This is a genomic window from Desulfofundulus sp. JL263-se, assembly GCF_056316025.1.
In genome coordinates this window covers 474,111-492,158 of record NZ_CM149993.1, presented here as the reverse complement: position 1 = coordinate 492,158, position 18,048 = coordinate 474,111, and the positions used below count along the sequence as shown (strand labels likewise).

The 18,048-nt window shown below is 50.9% G+C and carries 18 protein-coding genes and 1 tRNA gene; 3 read left to right on the top strand and 16 right to left on the bottom strand.

Annotated features, from left to right (window positions below; translation table 11 throughout):
• The 5 genes from ACX4JR_RS02440 to ACX4JR_RS02420 all read right to left on the bottom strand — a co-directional run bounded on the left by ACX4JR_RS02440 (position 1) and on the right by ACX4JR_RS02420 (position 3,333).
• Entirely contained in the window at positions 1–552 is a 552-nt protein-coding gene (locus ACX4JR_RS02440; RefSeq protein WP_476059469.1) for a hypothetical protein, read from the bottom strand.
• 532 nt (positions 553–1,084) lie between these two features.
• The gene (locus tag ACX4JR_RS02435; RefSeq protein WP_476059468.1) at positions 1,085–1,291 is read right to left on the bottom strand and encodes a hypothetical protein; all 207 of its coding nucleotides are present in this window, start codon (positions 1,289–1,291) and stop codon (positions 1,085–1,087) included.
• 684 nt (positions 1,292–1,975) lie between these two features.
• On the bottom strand, positions 1,976–2,329 hold the full coding sequence (locus ACX4JR_RS02430) for a hypothetical protein (RefSeq protein ID WP_476059467.1): 354 nt from the start codon (positions 2,327–2,329) through the stop codon (positions 1,976–1,978).
• Positions 2,329–2,760 carry a hypothetical protein gene (locus ACX4JR_RS02425; protein ID WP_476059466.1) on the bottom strand — a complete coding sequence of 144 codons (432 nt, stop codon included), beginning with the start codon at positions 2,758–2,760 and terminating at the stop codon, positions 2,329–2,331. Before ACX4JR_RS02425 ends, ACX4JR_RS02430 begins: the two co-directional genes overlap by 1 nt.
• Positions 2,761–2,988: 228 nt before the next feature.
• A complete protein-coding gene (locus tag ACX4JR_RS02420; RefSeq protein ID WP_476059465.1) occupies positions 2,989–3,333 on the bottom strand; it encodes a hypothetical protein in 345 nt (114 codons plus the stop codon).
• A 139-nt stretch (positions 3,334–3,472) separates the two neighbouring features.
• Here ACX4JR_RS02420 and ACX4JR_RS02415 point away from each other — a divergent pair, with 139 nt between their 5' ends.
• Positions 3,473–4,669: a tyrosine-type recombinase/integrase gene (locus ACX4JR_RS02415; RefSeq protein ID WP_476059464.1), complete on the top strand. Its 1,197-nt coding sequence runs from the start codon at positions 3,473–3,475 to the stop codon at positions 4,667–4,669.
• Positions 4,670–4,837: 168 nt separating this feature from the next.
• Here the strand turns inward: ACX4JR_RS02415 and ACX4JR_RS02410 are convergent.
• The 7 genes from ACX4JR_RS02410 to mog form a co-directional block, all read right to left on the bottom strand.
• A tRNA-Thr gene (locus ACX4JR_RS02410) sits at positions 4,838–4,912 on the bottom strand.
• A 67-nt stretch (positions 4,913–4,979) separates the two neighbouring features.
• The gene (locus tag ACX4JR_RS02405) at positions 4,980–5,531 is read right to left on the bottom strand and encodes a methylated-DNA--[protein]-cysteine S-methyltransferase (protein WP_476060455.1); all 552 of its coding nucleotides are present in this window, start codon (positions 5,529–5,531) and stop codon (positions 4,980–4,982) included.
• Positions 5,532–5,533: 2 nt separating this feature from the next.
• Positions 5,534–6,433, bottom strand: coding sequence for a DMT family transporter (locus ACX4JR_RS02400; protein ID WP_476059463.1), 900 nt, complete (start codon positions 6,431–6,433; stop codon positions 5,534–5,536).
• A gap of 34 nt (positions 6,434–6,467) precedes the next feature.
• On the bottom strand, positions 6,468–7,388 hold the full coding sequence (cysK, locus tag ACX4JR_RS02395; RefSeq protein ID WP_476059462.1) for a cysteine synthase A: 921 nt from the start codon (positions 7,386–7,388) through the stop codon (positions 6,468–6,470).
• Positions 7,389–7,649: 261 nt separating this feature from the next.
• The gene (gene groL / locus ACX4JR_RS02390; RefSeq protein WP_476059461.1) at positions 7,650–9,275 is read right to left on the bottom strand and encodes a chaperonin GroEL; all 1,626 of its coding nucleotides are present in this window, start codon (positions 9,273–9,275) and stop codon (positions 7,650–7,652) included.
• Between the two features lie 22 nt (positions 9,276–9,297).
• Complete coding sequence (gene groES / locus ACX4JR_RS02385) at positions 9,298–9,585, bottom strand: co-chaperone GroES (protein WP_476059460.1); 288 nt, start codon at positions 9,583–9,585, stop codon at positions 9,298–9,300.
• Between the two features lie 275 nt (positions 9,586–9,860).
• Positions 9,861–10,349: a molybdopterin adenylyltransferase gene (gene mog / locus ACX4JR_RS02380; protein ID WP_476059459.1), complete on the bottom strand. Its 489-nt coding sequence runs from the start codon at positions 10,347–10,349 to the stop codon at positions 9,861–9,863.
• Between the two features lie 84 nt (positions 10,350–10,433).
• Here mog and fdhD point away from each other — a divergent pair, with 84 nt between their 5' ends.
• Positions 10,434–11,207, top strand: coding sequence for a formate dehydrogenase accessory sulfurtransferase FdhD (gene fdhD, locus ACX4JR_RS02375; RefSeq protein WP_476059458.1), 774 nt, complete (start codon positions 10,434–10,436; stop codon positions 11,205–11,207).
• On the opposite strand, the gene ACX4JR_RS02370 is transcribed toward fdhD, so the two are convergent.
• From ACX4JR_RS02370 to ACX4JR_RS02355, 4 genes are all read right to left on the bottom strand, one after another.
• Complete coding sequence (locus tag ACX4JR_RS02370) at positions 11,204–13,129, bottom strand: molybdopterin biosynthesis protein (protein ID WP_476059457.1); 1,926 nt, start codon at positions 13,127–13,129, stop codon at positions 11,204–11,206. The genes fdhD and ACX4JR_RS02370 overlap by 4 nt on opposite strands.
• Positions 13,130–13,454: 325 nt before the next feature.
• Positions 13,455–14,687, bottom strand: coding sequence for a molybdopterin molybdotransferase MoeA (locus ACX4JR_RS02365; RefSeq protein ID WP_476059456.1), 1,233 nt, complete (start codon positions 14,685–14,687; stop codon positions 13,455–13,457).
• Positions 14,687–14,860: a hypothetical protein gene (locus ACX4JR_RS02360; protein WP_476059455.1), complete on the bottom strand. Its 174-nt coding sequence runs from the start codon at positions 14,858–14,860 to the stop codon at positions 14,687–14,689. Before ACX4JR_RS02360 ends, ACX4JR_RS02365 begins: the two co-directional genes overlap by 1 nt.
• Positions 14,861–15,393: 533 nt before the next feature.
• Positions 15,394–16,146, bottom strand: a complete 753-nt coding sequence (locus ACX4JR_RS02355) for a hypothetical protein (RefSeq protein WP_476059454.1) — start codon at positions 16,144–16,146, stop codon at positions 15,394–15,396.
• Positions 16,147–16,473: 327 nt separating this feature from the next.
• On the opposite strand from ACX4JR_RS02355, the gene thrC reads away from it, so the two are divergent.
• Positions 16,474–17,973: a threonine synthase gene (thrC, locus tag ACX4JR_RS02350; protein WP_476059453.1), complete on the top strand. Its 1,500-nt coding sequence runs from the start codon at positions 16,474–16,476 to the stop codon at positions 17,971–17,973.
• Positions 17,974–18,048 lie beyond the last annotated feature (75 nt).

Sequence of the window (18,048 nt, the reverse complement as noted above, 5' to 3'; positions counted from 1 at the left end):
TTAATCCTGTTCCACCATTTCACCATAGAACACAATACCGTTAGGTAGTTCTAACTCCCAAGGAGGGCTGTAAATATCTATGCCGTTAGCTTTCGCGTATTCCTCGAGTTCTTTTACTCTCCACCGCCCGTCCTGAGCACCCCCGCCCATGCCTTTGGTGTTGTACCAAAGTGCATTACTTAACTTGTCGTATATGACCGCGTCCTCGTCAGGGCTACGCAAAACACTAACAACCATTTTCTTGCCGTTACCATTCTTCTTGCCATTGCCATTACCGTTTGACTTGCGGGCGGGCGCTGGACTAATTCCGTATAAGCTAGGGTCAATCCCAGCTTTGGCTGCAGCTGACGCAAGCATCTTTTCAATCTGCTGCATGGTCCTTTCAACCTCGCGAATTTGCTTATCAACCTCGGCATACTCCCTACGCCATTTGTCCAGGACTTTCTCACAATGCGAGATTTTCCTGGCCAGCTGCTCCCGACGCTTCAATAATTCGGGATCTGGTTTGACCGCCTGCAATGCCGAAATAAGCCCTTGAATATCAGCAGCCATTATACCAGCCTCCCTGTATCAATTTTCCTGCTATCCTGCACATTACCCATGACAACGAACCACGTGGTAACCAATAGCGCCTTTCCTGTCCATGGGCCGACTCTGAATAATTGGCCTCTGACAGGCAACGTATAAAAGCCCTTAGTGCTAAACACCCTAACCACTCTATCAGCCTCCATCCATACGATTTTTAATTTTGAGGAATTTTCCCCCGTCACCATAATTATATCACAATCTGCACTGTTACACAACGTGTTATGCGCCTCATTCGTTAAAGTCGAATATTCAAATATTCGGATATAAGTAGTGGCCAGTGGCCAGCGGCCAGTAAGCAGGAAAGCGGTCGACTGGCCAAAAAGTAGAACAAAACATCCGAATATATGAATATTCGGGTATTCAGACATTCGGTTATTAAAATATTCAAACATTCGGATATTCGTTTATTCAGACATTCGTATATTCAGACATTCGGTCATTCGTATATATGGACATCCTAAACTTTCAATGTTTAAATCTTCACCGCGTTAGTGTTTTAGCGCGTTAAAGCGCCGGCTCCCCCTCCCTCCGTTGAAAGCCAGCGTTTTGGCCGGTAGCAGCAACCAGCAGGTAGCCAGTTGCACGTGCAGAGGGCCTTTACCTTTGCCTTTACCTTTACCAGGGGTACGGGGGTACGTACCTCCTGGCCGGCACGCGCGGGTGTGGTGCGGTGGGGGAGAAGTTTCATCCGCGCAACCAACAAAAATTAAAACCCCTATGGGGTACTGTGGGGTATGAGCCTCAAGCAGAAATACAGACACAAGCGTCATTAACACTCCTAAGTAGACAGTACGAGAACGCTGAAACCCGTACCGTGACTGGACGGAAAGCGAATCTAACTACAATACACCAAAAAGTGTATACTTTAGCCCAGTAATATCAAGGGTTTGTGTATACTTACGTATGTATTTTCCACAATGGGGTATAATAAGAACTAGAAAATAGTATATAGATATAGTGCCATAAAAATAAATTTAATGGTGCATGGTCTGACACTTGGATATAAAAGCATCCTAGACCAATGATACCAAGGGTTTAAGCTACGTAACTGTGTATAGTCCGTAGCATACATCGTGAGTACACCCTACACCCATTTTTAACACTCGTAGTGTTAAAAATGACAAAAACTAGAAAATCGGCATGTATATAGCCGGTTTTGAGAACATGCAAATTGTATACATTCTAACCAAAATATCTTTGAAAATCATACGTGAAATGTACGATTTCTTAACGTCGAGCTAGTGGTTTCATGCAATAGAAGCCCCAAAACCTACATAAGCTACATGAAAAACGAGCGTGTTGTAGGATATAGCTAGTTTTTCCTACAGCCGGCGGCTCAATCCATACACACCAAACAAAAATACCCACTCCTTTCGATGGAGTGGGTTTAGTGTTTGCGCGGTGGAATAACATAACAGAACCCTTTTTCATCACGGCGCTTTGCTATGCCGAGTTTGCCAAGGTCCCTGCCAAACCTCTGCTGGCTGACCGGCTGGGCGCAAACGACTTTGCACCACAATTCATAGTCCCGGTACAAATCGCTGGCGCGGTACGTGCCGGGCGGCGTTCCTTTGATAAACCGCTGGACGTTTTTGTCTACGTTACCGTAAACATTTACATTGAGCCAGTTGGCGAGGGCTTCTTCAACTATTCCCCGCTGGGTTTTACCGGTGTTTGAGCTTGCTTTGCGTACTTCTTCGTATAGCTCGTCAGAGAGCATAATGTTGAACTGTCGGGGCATTACTTACGACCTCCTGGCATGATGTAGTACAGGCCATCTCTTTTTCTATGTTTTCTTATACCCAGCCTGTTCAGTGCACGCCCGAACGCTGTTTGCGTTATAACAATACCGCTGTGGTTGTCCGCTAACCACGACATGAATATCCTATACAATTCACCGGCCTTTATCAATGCTGGTATTTGCTGTTCGGATAAGAACTTTGATACGTATTTGCTTGTAATTCTCGCGTCGGTGATGTGATAGGTGGATGGGTACATAATTTCATCGTAGTCATCATCGTCTACGAACTCAAAGCAACCGAGGTATAGGCTTACTGCTTCCGTAACCAGCTCACTTATTGTTTGTTTGGTGCACTTGGATGCAGATTGTAGCTGCGCGTGGAGTTCTACGGGAATACTAACGGACAGCTTACTTTTTCCAACCGATAACAATATATCATCTCCTCCCATTAATCCAGGATTTTCGTCCCATATAGTGTTGTGACGCCCATCTTGCCTAACTTTCTCCGTAGCTCGTCTAAGTCGTCCTACTCAAATGTCAGACCCATTTCCCTTAATACTTTCGCAATGTCTCCTTCGACATCTCCCATGTGGTCACATAGCGTAAGAGATGCGATAAACTGGAGAAGTAGCTTTCGGTAGTCCACGGTTTGCACCTCCTTATTCTAAGTAATAGCAATACCATCCGCCGCTTTTCTTTTCTTTTCTGATACCGAGCCTTCGCAGTTCTTTGCCGAACGCGGTGTGCGTGACGTGCGGTATGTCTTTTTTCGCGCACCACGTTACGTAGCTGGAATAAAGCTCGCTGGCTTTGTACTCGCCCGGTTTCTGCTCGGACAGGAATTCTTCTATGCCGGTGGAGTGAACGCCGGCGTAGTCCATGTACTTGGATAACGCCTCCTCGATTATTTCCCGCTGGCTTTTGCCGGTCTCCTCGGACATTTTGCGTAGCTTGGCTGCCAGCCCTGCGTGAATGACGGTGCTTAGCTGGGTACGTTGCAACACTGGGAATACCTCCTTTGTTGTTTGACTCTATTATAGCACACTATGTATATCAATGCAATATGTGACGTCACATTTCGCAATAAACTTTGTCTATTATCCAAAGGCCGTGCTATAATTTTCTACAGGGGGTGGTAGTGCGGTGAGAGGTAGTATAAGGAAGCAGGGGAAGAACAGCTGGCGGATTACTATAAGCCTTGGGTGGAACCCCAAGAAAGGCAAGTACGACAAGTACCAGGAAACCGTGAGGGGCAAAAAGAAAGACGCCGAGAGGCGTCTAACCGAGCTAATCAGCCAGCTGGATAAGGGCATTGACATCAACCCGGAGAAAATTACTTTCGGGGAATTCCTTGACAGGTGGCTGGAAGACTACGGCAGGAGCAATCTTTCAGAGAGGACGCTTTATGATTACACGTACATTATCAACAGCCACGTAAAGCCGGAGCTGGGGCATATCCCGCTGGCGAAATTGCGTCCAGTGCATTTGCGGGACCTGTACAGCAAGTTACTGCGGGAAGGGCGGAAGGACAACAAGAAAACCAAGCCGAGGGGACTTTCACCTAACTACGTGCGGAAGATACACACCATTATACGCGAGGCGCTGAGCCACGCGGTCAAGTGGGAAGTGGCGTACAGGAACGTGGCGGATGCCGTTGACCCGCCGAAGAAAGCAGCAACCGAAGTAACCCCGCTGGACGAGCAGGAGATTGAGAGGCTGGTCAATGCCCTGGAAGGTACTTACCTTTACGTGCCGACGTATATAGCTATTTCCACAGGGATGCGCCTGGGAGAAGTGCTCGGCTTGCGGTGGAAGGACGTTGACCTGGAGAGGGGCGTGATTACCGTGGTGCAGGCGCAGAAGGTAAGCAGGGAAGGTTTTGGGGATAACATTACTTACGAGATAACCTACGGCAAGCCTAAAAACAAGAAAGGAAGGAGCATTGATGTACCGAGAATCCTGGTGGAGCTATTGAAGAAGCACAAGCTACAGCAGAAAAAGAATAGACTGGCTTACGGGGAGAAGTACCACGACAGCGATTTGGTATGCTGCTGGGAAGACGGCAGGCCTATAAACAACGCCACTTTCGGGTCGAGGTTCAGGAAGCTGGCAAGGCTGGTGGGGTTGAACGCATCATTTCATACCCTGCGGCATAGCCACGCCAGTATTTTGTTAAAGATGAACGAGAACCTGAAGACAATCAGTGAGAGGTTGGGGCACTCCGGCATAGGCATTACGGCTGACATCTATGCTCACCTGGCAGTCGATGCACAAAAAGAAGCGGCCAGGAAGATAGAAACCGCCCTGGCCGAAAAGTTGGGGAATGCCCGAAAGGATTAATGCCTTATGCGCTACAAGGTTATTATAACACGGCAAGACTATGTTTCAAAAGTGCGTCATGTACGACAGGTGACAAGATTATTTTCTCAAATTTTTCTCAAATTGGCCCCCTGAAAGGCGAATGGCGGGAACTTCCAACCCCGGAAGCCCCGCCATTTCTGTATTTTCTGGAGCCGGTGGACGGATTTGAACCGACGGCCTGCGCATTACGAGTGCGCTGCTCTACCGCTGAGCTACACCGGCTTAATATAATATTGACAACAATTAATTTTATCATATTTAGCTTTGAAAAACAACAGCCCTTTCCCTTTCACCGGGAAAACCTTTCAGCCACTTTTTGACCAGTGACCAAACCCTCCAATTCCAAGAGCCGTTTCTTCCAGCCGGTGCCGGACCCGAAACCGCCCAGGGAACCGTCACTTTTAATTACCCTGTGGCAGGGTACCAGGTACAGTGTCCGGTTGGCATTCAGTGCCCCGCCCACGGCCCGGCAGGCCCGGGGCCTGCCTATGGCGGCCGCCACCTGACCGTAGGACATTACCGCCCCGAAGGGTATTTGCCGCACGGCCTTTAAAACCCGGGCCTGGAAAGGTGTATAAGGGGTAAAATCCACGGCAAAGCGCGCAAAATCCGGGCACTCCCCGTCAAAATAATCCTTTAATGCCTCCCCCAGCCCGTGGGCGGCCTCCCCCGGCTCCGGTTTCACCATTTGGGCCTTGCGGGACTCCCGCCGGGTATACCTTTCCAGTTCCTCCAGGGCAGCAGTGGGATGTTTACAGGGTAAGGTCACCGCGGCAACACCTTGTCCCGTCCAGGCAAAGCCCACGTACCCGGCGGTGGTTTCTTCTATATAAACTTTCATCTTCACCAGCTTTCCTCTCCGGAAGACAAAATGAATACGGCCAGCCCCGCTATAATAATAATTCCCCCCGTTACCTGCAGTACGGTAGGCACCTGGTTAAAAATAAAATAGGCCATTATGGTGGCTCCCACCGGTTCCCCCAGTATACTCACCGAGACAACCGCAGCCTTCACATAACGTAGCGCCCAGTTAAATACTGTATGCCCGAAAATGGTGGGAACCACCGCCAGGGCTAAAAACCAGACCCAGGTCCAGGCCGGGTAAGGCCAAAAAGAATTACCCATTACCAGGGCCCATAAAAACAAAACCAGGGTGGCCATGCCGTAAACCACAAATATGTAAGGCAGTAAAGACAAGCGTCTCCTCAGCCCCCGCCCGATGAGCATGTAGCCGGCCACCAAAATGGCGCCGCTAAAGGCCAGGAGATCCCCGTAAAGGGCCTGCCCGCCCACCCGGAAATCGCTGACGCCCACCAAAATGCTGCCCAAAATGGCCAGGCCGGCCCCCAAAAGCCCCGGGAGCTTTATCTTCTCCCGGTAAAATATATAGCCGCCGGCAATAACAAAAAGGGGCTGCATGGTAACCAAAACCGTGGAACTGGCAACGGAAGTATAGTTCAGCGAAGTAATCCACACGGCAAAATGAAGGGCCAGCATAATCCCCGCCAGGCACGCCAGGAATATATCCGCCCTGCCCATGCGGCGCAGCTGGGCGCCTGCAACCATAAAAGTAAAGGGGGCAAGGATTAAAACGGTAAACCCCAGGCGGTAAAAGGCAATAACCAGGGGCGGTGCCTCAGCCAGCTTGGTAAAAATGGAAGAAAAGGCCGCCCCCACAACTCCAAGCAAAACCGCCAGGTAGGGATTGACCACCGGTTTTTGTACATCACGCCCGTATAACATTTCCCGGTTAATGCCTACTGGATCTCCTTTTACTTTACCCCTGTTGAAAAAGGGAAGTGGACAGGTAGCGCTCCCCCGTATCGGGTAACAACGTTACAATCAGCTTGTCCCTGTTTTCTTCCCTGCCGGCCAACTCCAGGGCTGCCCACACAGCGGCGCCGGAAGAAATACCCACTAAAAGCCCCTCCTCCCTGGCCAGGCGGCGGGCCGTTTCCATCGCCGCATAGTCCGAAACCTTGATGATTTCATCCAACAATTCAGTGTCCAATACCTTGGGGATAAAACCAGCCCCTATTCCCTGGATTTTATGCGGGCCCGGTACCCCTCCGGAAAGAACGGGCGATGCGGCAGGTTCCACAGCCACAACGCGTATGGAAGGATTTTTTTCCTTCAAAAACCTCCCCACTCCGGTAACGGTACCGCCGGTACCCACCCCGGCAACAAATATATCCACCCGCCCCCCCGTATCTTCCCAAATTTCCCTGGCAGTGGTTTGCCGGTGTATTTCCGGGTTGGCTGCATTTTCAAACTGGCCGGGAATGAAGGAATCCGGCAGTTTCTTTGCCAATTCCCCGGCCTTTTCCACGGCCCCCCGCATTCCCTTTTCACCGGGAGTCAATACGACTTCGGCACCATAGGCCCGCAGCAGATTGCGCCTTTCCGTGCTCATGGTCTCGGGCATGGTAAGAATAAGGCGGTAGCCGCGCACGGCACAAACCATGGCCAGCCCTATGCCGGTATTTCCGCTGGTGGGCTCGATTATCACGCTCTGGGGCTTAAGAAGTCCTTTTTCCTCGGCATCCCTGATCATGGCCCAGGCAATCCTGTCCTTAACGCTGCCGCCGGGATTAAAGTATTCCAGCTTGGCAGCTACCTGGCCGGGTAACCCCTTTGCAATCTTTTTTAATTTTAATAAGGGCGTTGCCCCTATTAAATCCGTCAGGCTCTCATGCATAATTTAATACCCCCTTCAGTCCTTCTCAATTTATCACTATCAGGTAAAAGATGTCAACAATTTGCACCGGGGGAGCTTAATTGCACAAGATATATTTTTCCCATTTTAAGGGCGGGAAGGCTACCCGAAAATCGCAGCCAAAGACGAAGCCCGCCACGCCCGGGCCCTTGACGGCCTGCTGAAAAGATACTTTGGTTAAAACACAAAAAGCCACCCCCGCATTTCATGCGCGGGGGTGACTTCTCCTGCCTCAAGCAGTTTTTACATCATTGGCATGTCGCCGCCCATTCCCGGTGTATTATTCTTTTCTTCCTCTTTTTTCTCGGCTACCAGCGTTTCAGTGGTAAGAATCATGGCGGCAATGCTGGCAGCATTTTGCAGGGCCGAGCGGGTTACCTTGACGGGATCTACAATACCAGCCTCGATCATGTTGACATATTCACCGGTCAGGGCGTTGAATCCCATGCCGGACTCCAGTTCCTTCACCTTCTCAACCACTATGGACCCTTCCATGCCGGCATTGGTTGCAATCTGGCGCAGAGGCTCTTCCAGGGCCCGGCGGATAATATCAATACCTACCTTTTCATCCATGTTTTCATATTCCAAATCATCCAGGGCCTTCATAGCCTGGACGTATGCCACGCCGCCGCCGGAAACAATACCTTCTTCCACGGCAGCCCTGGTAGCATTGAGCGCGTCCTCAATACGCAGCTTCTTCTCCTTCATTTCAGTCTCGGTGGCAGCACCCACCTGGATTACAGCTACGCCGCCGGCCAGTTTTGCCAGGCGCTCCTGCAGTTTTTCACGGTCGAAATCGGACGTGGTTTCTTCAATCTGCTTCTTAATCTGGGCCACCCGGGCACTGATTTCATCCGGATTACCCTGGCCGCCCACAATAATGGTCTCTTCCTTCTTGACCCGAACCTTGGAGGCGCGGCCGAGCATATCTATTTCGGCCTTATCCAGTTTCAGGCCTACTTCTTCACTAATTACGGTACCACCGGTGAGAATGGCGATATCTTGCAGCATGGCCTTACGGCGGTCACCGAAGCCCGGAGCCTTAACAGCCACACAGGTGAAGGTGCCGCGCAGCTTGTTAAGCACCAGAGTGGCAAGGGCTTCACCTTCCACATCTTCAGCAATCAAAAGCATAGGCTTGCCGGCTTGTACGACCTTCTCCAAAATCGGAAGGATATCCTGGACACTGGAAACTTTCTTGTCGGTAATCAATATATAGGGGTCTTCCAGTTCCGCTTCCATTTTGTCGGTGTCAGTAATCATATAAGGAGAAATATAACCGCGGTCGAAATTCATACCTTCTACAACTTCCAGGGTGGTGCCCATACCCTTGGACTCTTCCACGGTTATAACGCCGTCTTTGCCAACCTTCTCCATGGCATCTGCAATCAGGTCACCAATGGACTTATCGTTGGCTGAAATGGACGCCACCTGGGCAATGGCTTCCTTGCTTTCCACTTGTACGGCCTTTTCTTTGATGGCTTCAACGGCCTTTTCTACTGCCTTTTCAATACCCCGCTTCATAATCATGGGGTTGGCGCCGGCAGCAACATTCTTGGAACCTTCCCGCACAATAGCCTGGGCCAGGATGGTTGCGGTGGTTGTACCATCACCGGCCACATCGTTGGTCTTGGTGGCAACCTCTTTTACCAGCTGGGCGCCCATGTTCTCAAAGGGATCATCCAGCTCTATTTCACGGGCAATGGTTACCCCGTCATTGGTGATAGTGGGAGAACCGAACTTTTTCTCTAAAACAACATTACGCCCTTTGGGTCCCAAGGTAACCTTTACTGCTTCGGCCAGGGCATTTATACCTCTTTGTAAAGCACTGCGTGCTTGCTCGCGGAAGATAATTTCTTTACCTGCCATTTTTCTTACCCCCTTTTATTTTTTATTTCTCAATTACACCAAGAATATCCATTTCACGCAGGATCAGATATTCCTCATCGTCAATTTTTACTTCGTTACCGGCATATTTGGAATATAAAATTCTATCTCCAACCTTAACATCAATGGGCACACGCTGGCCATTATCCAGCAAACGGCCGGAACCCACTGCAACAACTTCGCCTTCCTGCGGCTTTTCCTTGGCGGTTTCCGGAAGAACAATACCACTCTTGGTCTTTTCTTCGGCAGGAATGGGCTTAACTACTACCCTGTCGCCCAAAGGTCTAATCATGTTATACCCTCCTTTGTTTAGATTATTATTGTTAGCACTCATTTAAGCTGAGTGCTAATACCTACGTAATATAATATAGGAAGGAGACAAATAAAAAGCAAACGGCTTTTAAAAACATTTTAGGCCGTTTTGGCTTAATAAGAAAAAATGTTTAAGTACGGCTCTCAATTTCTCCTTCTATATCTTTCTTATTCCATCCCACATATTTACTTCCAAATTTCTAGCAATATTTTCCCACCTTATTCCCCTTTTTATACTATTATTCCCAAAATTTTTTACCTGGCGCATTCTCCTCCCCGACCGGTCATTATTTCCAGGCCATGGGGCAGGGCGGGAATGATTGCTTCCAGACACTCTTTGGCCCCTTTGGGGCTCCCGGGAAGATTTATTATCAGGGTCCGGTGCCGGATACCCGCCACGGCCCGGCTTAACATAGCCCGGGGCGTCTTTTTTAAACTTTCCAGGCGCATTACTTCGGCCAGGCCGGGAACTTCCCGCTCAATCACCGCCAGGGTGGCCTCGGGAGTATTGTCCCTGGGCCCCAGGCCGGTACCGCCGGTGGTCAGTACCAGGTCCAGCTTTTCCCGGTCACAATATTCAATCAGGGTTTCCTTTATGGTTTCCAAATCATCCGGGATAACCCGGTAGGCAACCACCTCCCACTGCATCTGCTCCACTATTTCACGGATTGCCAGGGCGCTTTTATCCTCCCGCTCACCCCGGGAACCCTTGTCGCTCATGGTAACTATACCGACCCTGTACATTGAAATGCACCTCTCTTTCCTTTGTACCGGTTTTCAATTACTGCTAAAATTATAAAAACATCTTAAATTAAGCGGAGGTAAAAAATGGACCCAATTAAGGAAATTAATATCCTAAAAATAGAAAACGGCAGCCGCCGGGAAACAAGCGACGTAGTCACAGAAGAAAAAGCCTACACCCTTCACGTCAATGACGAAGAGGTGGTCACCCTGCTCTGTTCCCCGGTGCACCTGCGGGAACTGGCCGCGGGATTCCTCTGCGCCGAGGGGTTTATCTCCCGCAGGGAAGAACTTTTGGGCTTGGCCGTAAATCATAACGACGGCCTTATCTGGGCCGAAACTTCCACGCCGCCGCCCCGGGGATTTTTGAAGCGCTCCATTGCTTCCTGCTGCGGCCGGGGAAGGGCTTCCTTTTACTTCTCCAATGACGTTGAAAACATAAAGCCCGTTACGGGGGAAATAACAATTCCGGCCCGGGAGCTGCATTCCCTGGGCCGACAGCTGGAAGAGAAGGGCGAGCTTTTCCGCCGGACCGGGGGAGCCCACGGGGCCGCTCTCTGTTCGCCCGGTAAAATAATTTGCTTCTTCGAAGACGTGGGCCGACATAATGCGGTGGACAAGATATTCGGGTATAGTATTCTCAACGATATTCCCCGGAACGACAAGCTGCTGGTTTTTACGGGGAGGGTATCTTCCGAAATATTACTCAAAGTGGCTCGCATGGGCATTCCCCTGGTGGCCTCCCGCTCAGCGCCCACCCACCTGGCACTGGAATTGGCCCGCCAGCTGCGGGTTACGGTGGTAGGGTTCATGCGGGGCAACCGCATGAACGTTTACACCTGGCCGGAGCGGGTAACCTAGGTCTTTCTCCAGATAATTTTTCCGCAGTCCCTGAGGTCATACCCGCCCAGGCTCTCCACTTCCCTTCGGAATTCGGGCATTTGCATCACATCCAGCAGGCGCTGGATATAGGAGGTGTTATAAAACTCGACGGGAATACACAGGTCATAGCGCTCCTCTACCACCGGGATAAAGTCCAGGTCCAGGGCCCTGGCGGCGGCCAGTATACCCATCCCGGCGTCGGCGGAGCCGGAGGCCACGGCGGCCGCCACCGCCATGTGAGTATATTCTTCCCTTTCGTATCCCCGGATATCAGCGGGATTTATGTTGTTCTCCTTTAATTTAAAGTCCAGCAGAATGCGCGTGCCCGCCCCCCGCTGCCGGTTTATGTAACTGACGTCATCCCGTATAAGGTCCCCCACACCCTTTATGTTTTTAGGATTTCCCCTGGCTACAATGAGTCCCTGCTGCCTGTATACCAGGTTTACCAGCACCACGGGCTGCCCCGGCAGCAGACGCTCGATATAAGAAATGTTATATTCACCGGTCTCTTCATCCAGGAGATGGGTGCCCGCCAGGTGAGCCTCCTTCCTCCTCAAAGCGGTAAGGCCGCCAAGACTGCCCACGTGGGCGGAGGAAAGGGTAGCCTCGGGGTATTTCTGCCGCAAAAAATTGGCCAGCACGTCCAGAGCTATGTCGTGGCTGCCGATTGCTACGGTGGTTTCCCGCACCTCGGCCAGGGGACGCAGCAATTCCACATCCACAGTATCCCCGGCGTTATAGCCCTCGGAAAGCCTGGGTATCCTGAGCATACCGTCCGCCCGCACCATGGACATTATAACCCCGGCTCCCCGGGAAACGGGCGTGGCCACAATTTTGTCCCCCACCTGTCCCAGCTTCACCCGCACAAATTCTTCAGTGCCCATGGAAGATACTATCTTGCGAGAAATCACCACCGAAACCCTTTGCGGCTCCGGCGGGGTGGAAACCAGCTTCCGGTAAATCACGGGCTTTACAAACAACTGGACCGCCAGTACTGCCGAAACGGGATAGCCGGGTATGCCTATTACCGGTTTCCCCTTTATTTCGCCCAGCACCACCGGCTTGCCCGGCTTAATGGCCACCCCGTGGGTGAGCACGGTGCCCAGTTCCCCGATTAACTCCGCCGTAAAGTCCTCCCGCCCGGCGGAGGAACCGGCATTTATCAATACCACATCCGACTGGTCCAGAGCCTGCAAAAGCCTTTCTTTCAGAATTTCGTATTTATCAACCGTTATATCCCACCTTACCGGCTCGGCCCCCCACTCGGCCAGCATGGGGCCCAGCACCCTGGTATTGTATTCCACAATGTCACCGGGCTTTAATTTTTCCCCGGGCTGTACCAGCTCCGTGCCGGTGGGCAGCAGGGCCACCTTCGGCCTGGGGTGAACCTTGATCTCGGTAATGCCCCCCGCCAGCACCCCTCCAATGTCCACCGGGCGCAGGCGGTGGTTGGCCGGCAAAATCATCTCTGTGGCCACCACGTCCTCACCAATGACCCGCACATGCTGCCAGGGAACGGCGGCAGATGTTATTTCAAAGGTATCTTCACTTACGAAATGGACATCTTCAATCATTATCACCGCGTCGCACCCTTCGGGCAGGGGGTCCCCGGTATCCACCATCTTTGTCCCCTCCCCCAGCCGCAGCTGTTTGGGCTCGGCCTCGGAGGCGCCAAAGGTGTCCGCGGCCCTGACCGCCACCCCGTCCATGGCCGCAGCATGGTAATGGGGGGATGAATTTTGGGCATAGACGGGTGCCGCCGTCACCCGCCCCACGGCATCTTCCGTAGGAATGGTTTCCGGCTCCCCGGGCTCCAGCGCCCCCTTTTCTTCCAGGTATTTCAGGTAACCCTCCAGGGCCTCCTCCAGGGGCTTGTCCTCCAGGTAAATATCCCGCTTCATATAAGTTACTTCCTCCTCTTTAAGCTTATTCTTCGGCTAACTCAAGTTTATTTTTTCAGTATATCCAAAACAAATTCAGGCAGCATTAACAGAATGAATAACTAACAGAATAATAAATTATTCATATTCCAGTCAACCCTATTAATCCTAAATTATGTAAATCTTGTCAAAATTAATTTTTAATATAGACAGGATTAACAGGATAAATTGATTGCATTTGTTGATGAAACTTATAGGCTTGAGATACATTGCATCCTGCAAATCCTGTTGATCCTGTCTTAAAAAAGCCATATCCCAGATACCTTGAAACCGGTATAAAAATCGTTTAAAACAGTTTTACTTCCACGCACTCTCCGGCCTCCACGCCTTCCTTTTCGGCGGGGATTTTGGCCAAGCCGTGGGCCTTCACCATTGTGGCAATGAGGCCGGACTTGCCCAGAATGGGGTCGGCCAAGAGCTCTCCCCCGTCACCCTCCCTGAGCTGCACCCTTATATAATCTTCCCTTCCCGCTGAAGAGCGCATATTGCGGGTAATTTTTGCCCGCACCGCAAATTCAAGGGGATCCCGGCGGTACTCCCCAAAGCGCACCAGCGGGGCAACCAGCAGCTGGAAAACAACCATTGCCGAAACCGGGTGCCCGGGCAGGCCGAAAACTGGCTTGTTATCCACCACGGCGCCCACCGTGGGCTTGCCCGGCTTGATGGAAATGCCGTGGAATAAAACTCCCGGCCGGCCCAGCGCCTCAATCACCTTTGCGGTAACGTCCCGGGTCCCCACCGAGCTCCCCCCGGAAAGGATAACCAGGTCGCATTCCTGCAGCGCCTTCTCCAGCCGGTCCTTTAGCTCCCCGAAATCGTCCCGCACGATCCCGTACAGTACCGGCTCTCCCCCGCAGGCCCGCACCTGCCCGTAAAGGGTATAGGAATTAATATCCCGCACCTGCCCCGGACCGGGAGTTGCCTCCACGGGAACCACCTCGTCTCCGGTAGACAAAATACCCACCCGGGCCGGGGGCACCACTTCTACTTCCGACACCCCCACCGCCGAAAGTATGCCCAGGTCCTGGGGGCGGATAATATGCCCGGCAGGTAGAACCGTATCCCCCTTTCTTACATCCTCCCCCCGGCGGACCACATTTTCCCCGGGTCCCACCGGCCTGGTGACACCAATGGTTTTTTCGTCCAGGGGCTCCGTATATTCCACCATAACCACGGCATCCGCGCCGGCAGGGAGCATGCCCCCGGTGGGGATTTTCCAGGCCTGCCCGGCTTCCAAACTCCCCCCGACGTCTTTTCCCATAAAAATTTCCCCGGTTACATCGAGATAAGCGGGCAAGCTTTCCGATGCGCCAAAGGTATCCCCGGCCCGCACCGCAAACCCGTCCATGGTGGAGCGGTCAAAGCCGGGGACATCCTCTTTGGCAAGAACATCTGCCGCCAGGCGCAGGCCCAGGGACTCAAGCAGAGGAACCACCCTGGTGCCCCGCTGCGGCTTTAAGTGGCCGGCAACTATTTCCCGGGCCTCGCCCACCGTACGTGCCTGAAACAGTTCCGTCATCAAAAACACCCCAACTCACAGCTGTGGATCTTTATTTTCAATTCATCACAAAGTCTACCCACTTCCCGTACAGAAATCCCACAATCTTGTGCCAGCTTGCGGGCGGAAGTGCAACTAATGCGGCCGTCCCTGGCCAATTCCTCCAGCTTTTTTTTCAATTCCCCTTTATCCATATATTTATCCCCTTTCTTAAAAATATAAATAGGCACCCTGAAAAGGGCGCCTGTGATTATCTTAAAAAGGCTCCTTTCCAGTACGGGAGGCATGCCGGTTTCCCCTGAGTTTGCCAGTGGCAAAGACATACCCTTTTGAGGAAATTTTCGCTTGCCAGTGTTCTCTTATAAAGAGACCATTATCTGCGAAATTTTCCTCAAAAAACCGCGGAAGCGGCTTTCGTTTAGCAGCCATAGCCGTATTAGTGTACCCGGCCTTAGGCCTGCTAAATCGGAACCTGCCAGGTACCCAAATAGATATTTTATCATCCATTTGGTATTCAAATGGAGATACCATATCTATCGGGTTAACCCTGCTGTTGCCAGCCTACTAGCCCCTATCCCCAAAGGGACTCGGTGGTTACCTTTAAAATGGTATATGAAATTGTAAAGGCCAAACTTCAAAGGGTTCGACAGCTTGTAGATGAGAAGTTTGAAACTAAGCGTAAGTTCACGGAGCCTAGCTCCTACCTTTAAAATGTTCAAGGCCCCATTCAAATCGGCATTGAAAACCTTGTTGAGCACGTTATCCTTGTATAAGCCGCGTTCGATTCTCCTGCCGGAGCACTTAATTTGATTCCGGCCAGGTGGGAGAGCCCGGCCTCCGGTTCCTTCAACTCCTTTTCGTAAACCACGTCCACCCAGGCGTCGGACAGGTGGTAGATCAACCTGACCGAGGAAACGTTCTCCGTCCCCGGAGGCAGTTTTACTTTCATTCTCTTGCTGCTGCTCATCCTCAGGCGAAGGAAAAGAACGCTGCCTTCAACCTTAAAAACATTGCTGTTGAACTCTGCGGTAATCCGGGTGAGCCTGTCCAGCTTTTTCGGCCTGGGAGGCCGCGGCTGTTCTTTGAACTTTGCCGGGTTAGCGTGGTGCTCGGCAAGGGAAGCGAGAAAACTCCTGTAGTCTTTGATAACCTGCCGGATGGTCGTCTGGAGGACGTAGTTGTTGTTCACCCTGGCTTTCTGCTTCTTCATTCTCTCTACAAGGGCCTGCAGTTCCGGGTCCCGGGCGATTTTTTCGGAGATTTCCCGCAGGACTTCTTCCTGCTCGGGCTTCTTTTTGGTGGTCCTGTCGGCCAAAAGAGAGTAACTTTCATTTAAAACGAACTGCCCGAACAGTTTGTGATACCTGTTTTGGAAAATAACCAGCAGGTTGCGAAACTGGGCCAGGTCGCAGGTGAGTTCCTTTGCCCTTCTTTTTCTCTTGTTTGAAATTCTTATTCTTAGAGCGCGTTTAACTCTCACGAAGGGCCTCCTCAATGTGTTTTTTTATTTTTCTTCTCTTGGAGTATTATTCGCTTTGATTTTATTTTCCCAAGAATACTCCGACTGATTCGTAACAATTCCATTACTTCTTTGGCTTTTATAGTGGGCTTAATATAGCTAAATGAATAGGATTTGTCAAGGAAATGTTAGAATTGTGGTCTATATTTACCTTTTCTTGTTTTTTTCTACATCAAGCAGTGCCCTCCTGCCGGCGGTACAAGTTTTTTCTGCCGATCCCTTTACTGGCCTTTAAATGTGTTATTTAATATAGTAGGCAGAAAACTTTGAACTAGGGAGATCGAGAACATGCTTTACGAAAGTACCAGAGGAAAATGGAGCTCCGTAACATCAGCTGAGGCAATAAAAATGGGTATCGCCCCGGACGGCGGGCTTTTTGTGCCGGAAAGCCGTGTCCGTATCAAACGGAATAAATTACAGGAAATGACCTCCTATTCCTATAACGGCAGGGCCGTTTCCATATTGCAATATTTTCTGACGGACTTTACGGAGGATGAAATCCGGGAATGTGTGGAAAGCGCCTATAACCGGAATAAGTTTGATACTCCGGAAATAGCACCCGTTAAAAAACTATCCCCGGAAATTTACGTACTGGAATTGTGGCACGGGCCCACATGCGCCTTTAAAGACATGGCCCTCCAAATTTTGCCCCACCTTTTAACCCGGGCGGCGGCCAAAACCGGTGAAAAAGATGAAATTGTTATCCTGGTGGCCACTTCTGGAGATACCGGAAAAGCCGCCCTGGAAGGCTTTAAGGATGTTCCCGGCACCCGTATCATTGTATTTTACCCCGCAAAGGGTGTGAGTGAAATACAAAAATTGCAAATGGTCACCCAGGAAGGGCAAAACGTTCACGTCATTGCCGTTGACGGAAATTTTGACGATACCCAGAACGGAGTAAAGGCCATATTCGGCGACAGCGAAATAAATGAAGAATTAAAAAGGAACGGCTACCGCTTTTCCTCGGCCAACTCCATTAACTGGGGCAGGCTGGTACCGCAAATAGTTTACTATTTCTCTGCCTATCTTGACTTGCTCAAGCAGGGAGAAATAGAAGAAGGGGAAGCCGTAAACTTTGTGGTCCCCACCGGGAATTTCGGCAACATCCTGGCCGGCTTTTACGCCCGGGAAATGGGACTCCCGGTAAAAAGACTGGTTTGTGCCGCCAACGAAAATAACGTACTCACCGAGTTCATCCGCACCGGAATTTACGACCGCAACCGCAAATTTAAAAGAACCATTTCCCCTTCCATGGACATTCTCATTTCCAGCAATCTCGAACGCTTGCTCTACGAGGTAACTGGGCGCGATGCGGAAGCCGTAAACCGGTGGATGAGCAGATTAAAGGAAAAAGGCTGGTATGACGTAGACGTCACCCGAAACACCATTGACAGGGTATTCTGGTCGGAATACGCCACCGATACGGAAACCATGCAGGCCATAAAGGAAACTTTTAATAAATACGGCTACCTTATGGATACCCACACTGCCGTGGGCAAAAACGTTTACGATAAATACGTCATGGCCACGGGAGACAGCACCAAAACCGTGCTGGTTTCCACAGCCAGCCCCTTTAAATTTAACGCCAGCGTGGCCAGGGCCGTCCTTGGAAACGAAAAAGTAGCCGGCAAAAGTGAATTTGAGCTTTTAGACGTGCTGGCCCGCATAAGCGGAATGCCAATCCCCCCGGGGCTGAAAGACCTGGATAAAAAACCCCTGCTGCACACCCGAACCGTACCGCCGCAACAGATGGCCCGGGCAGTAAAGGAAACACTACTCTTAAAATAACCTTAAATTTTCGGAAAAACCTGAAACGTTCCAGGTAAAGGGACGTGGTATAATGTTGAGAAAATTTCAGAGGGG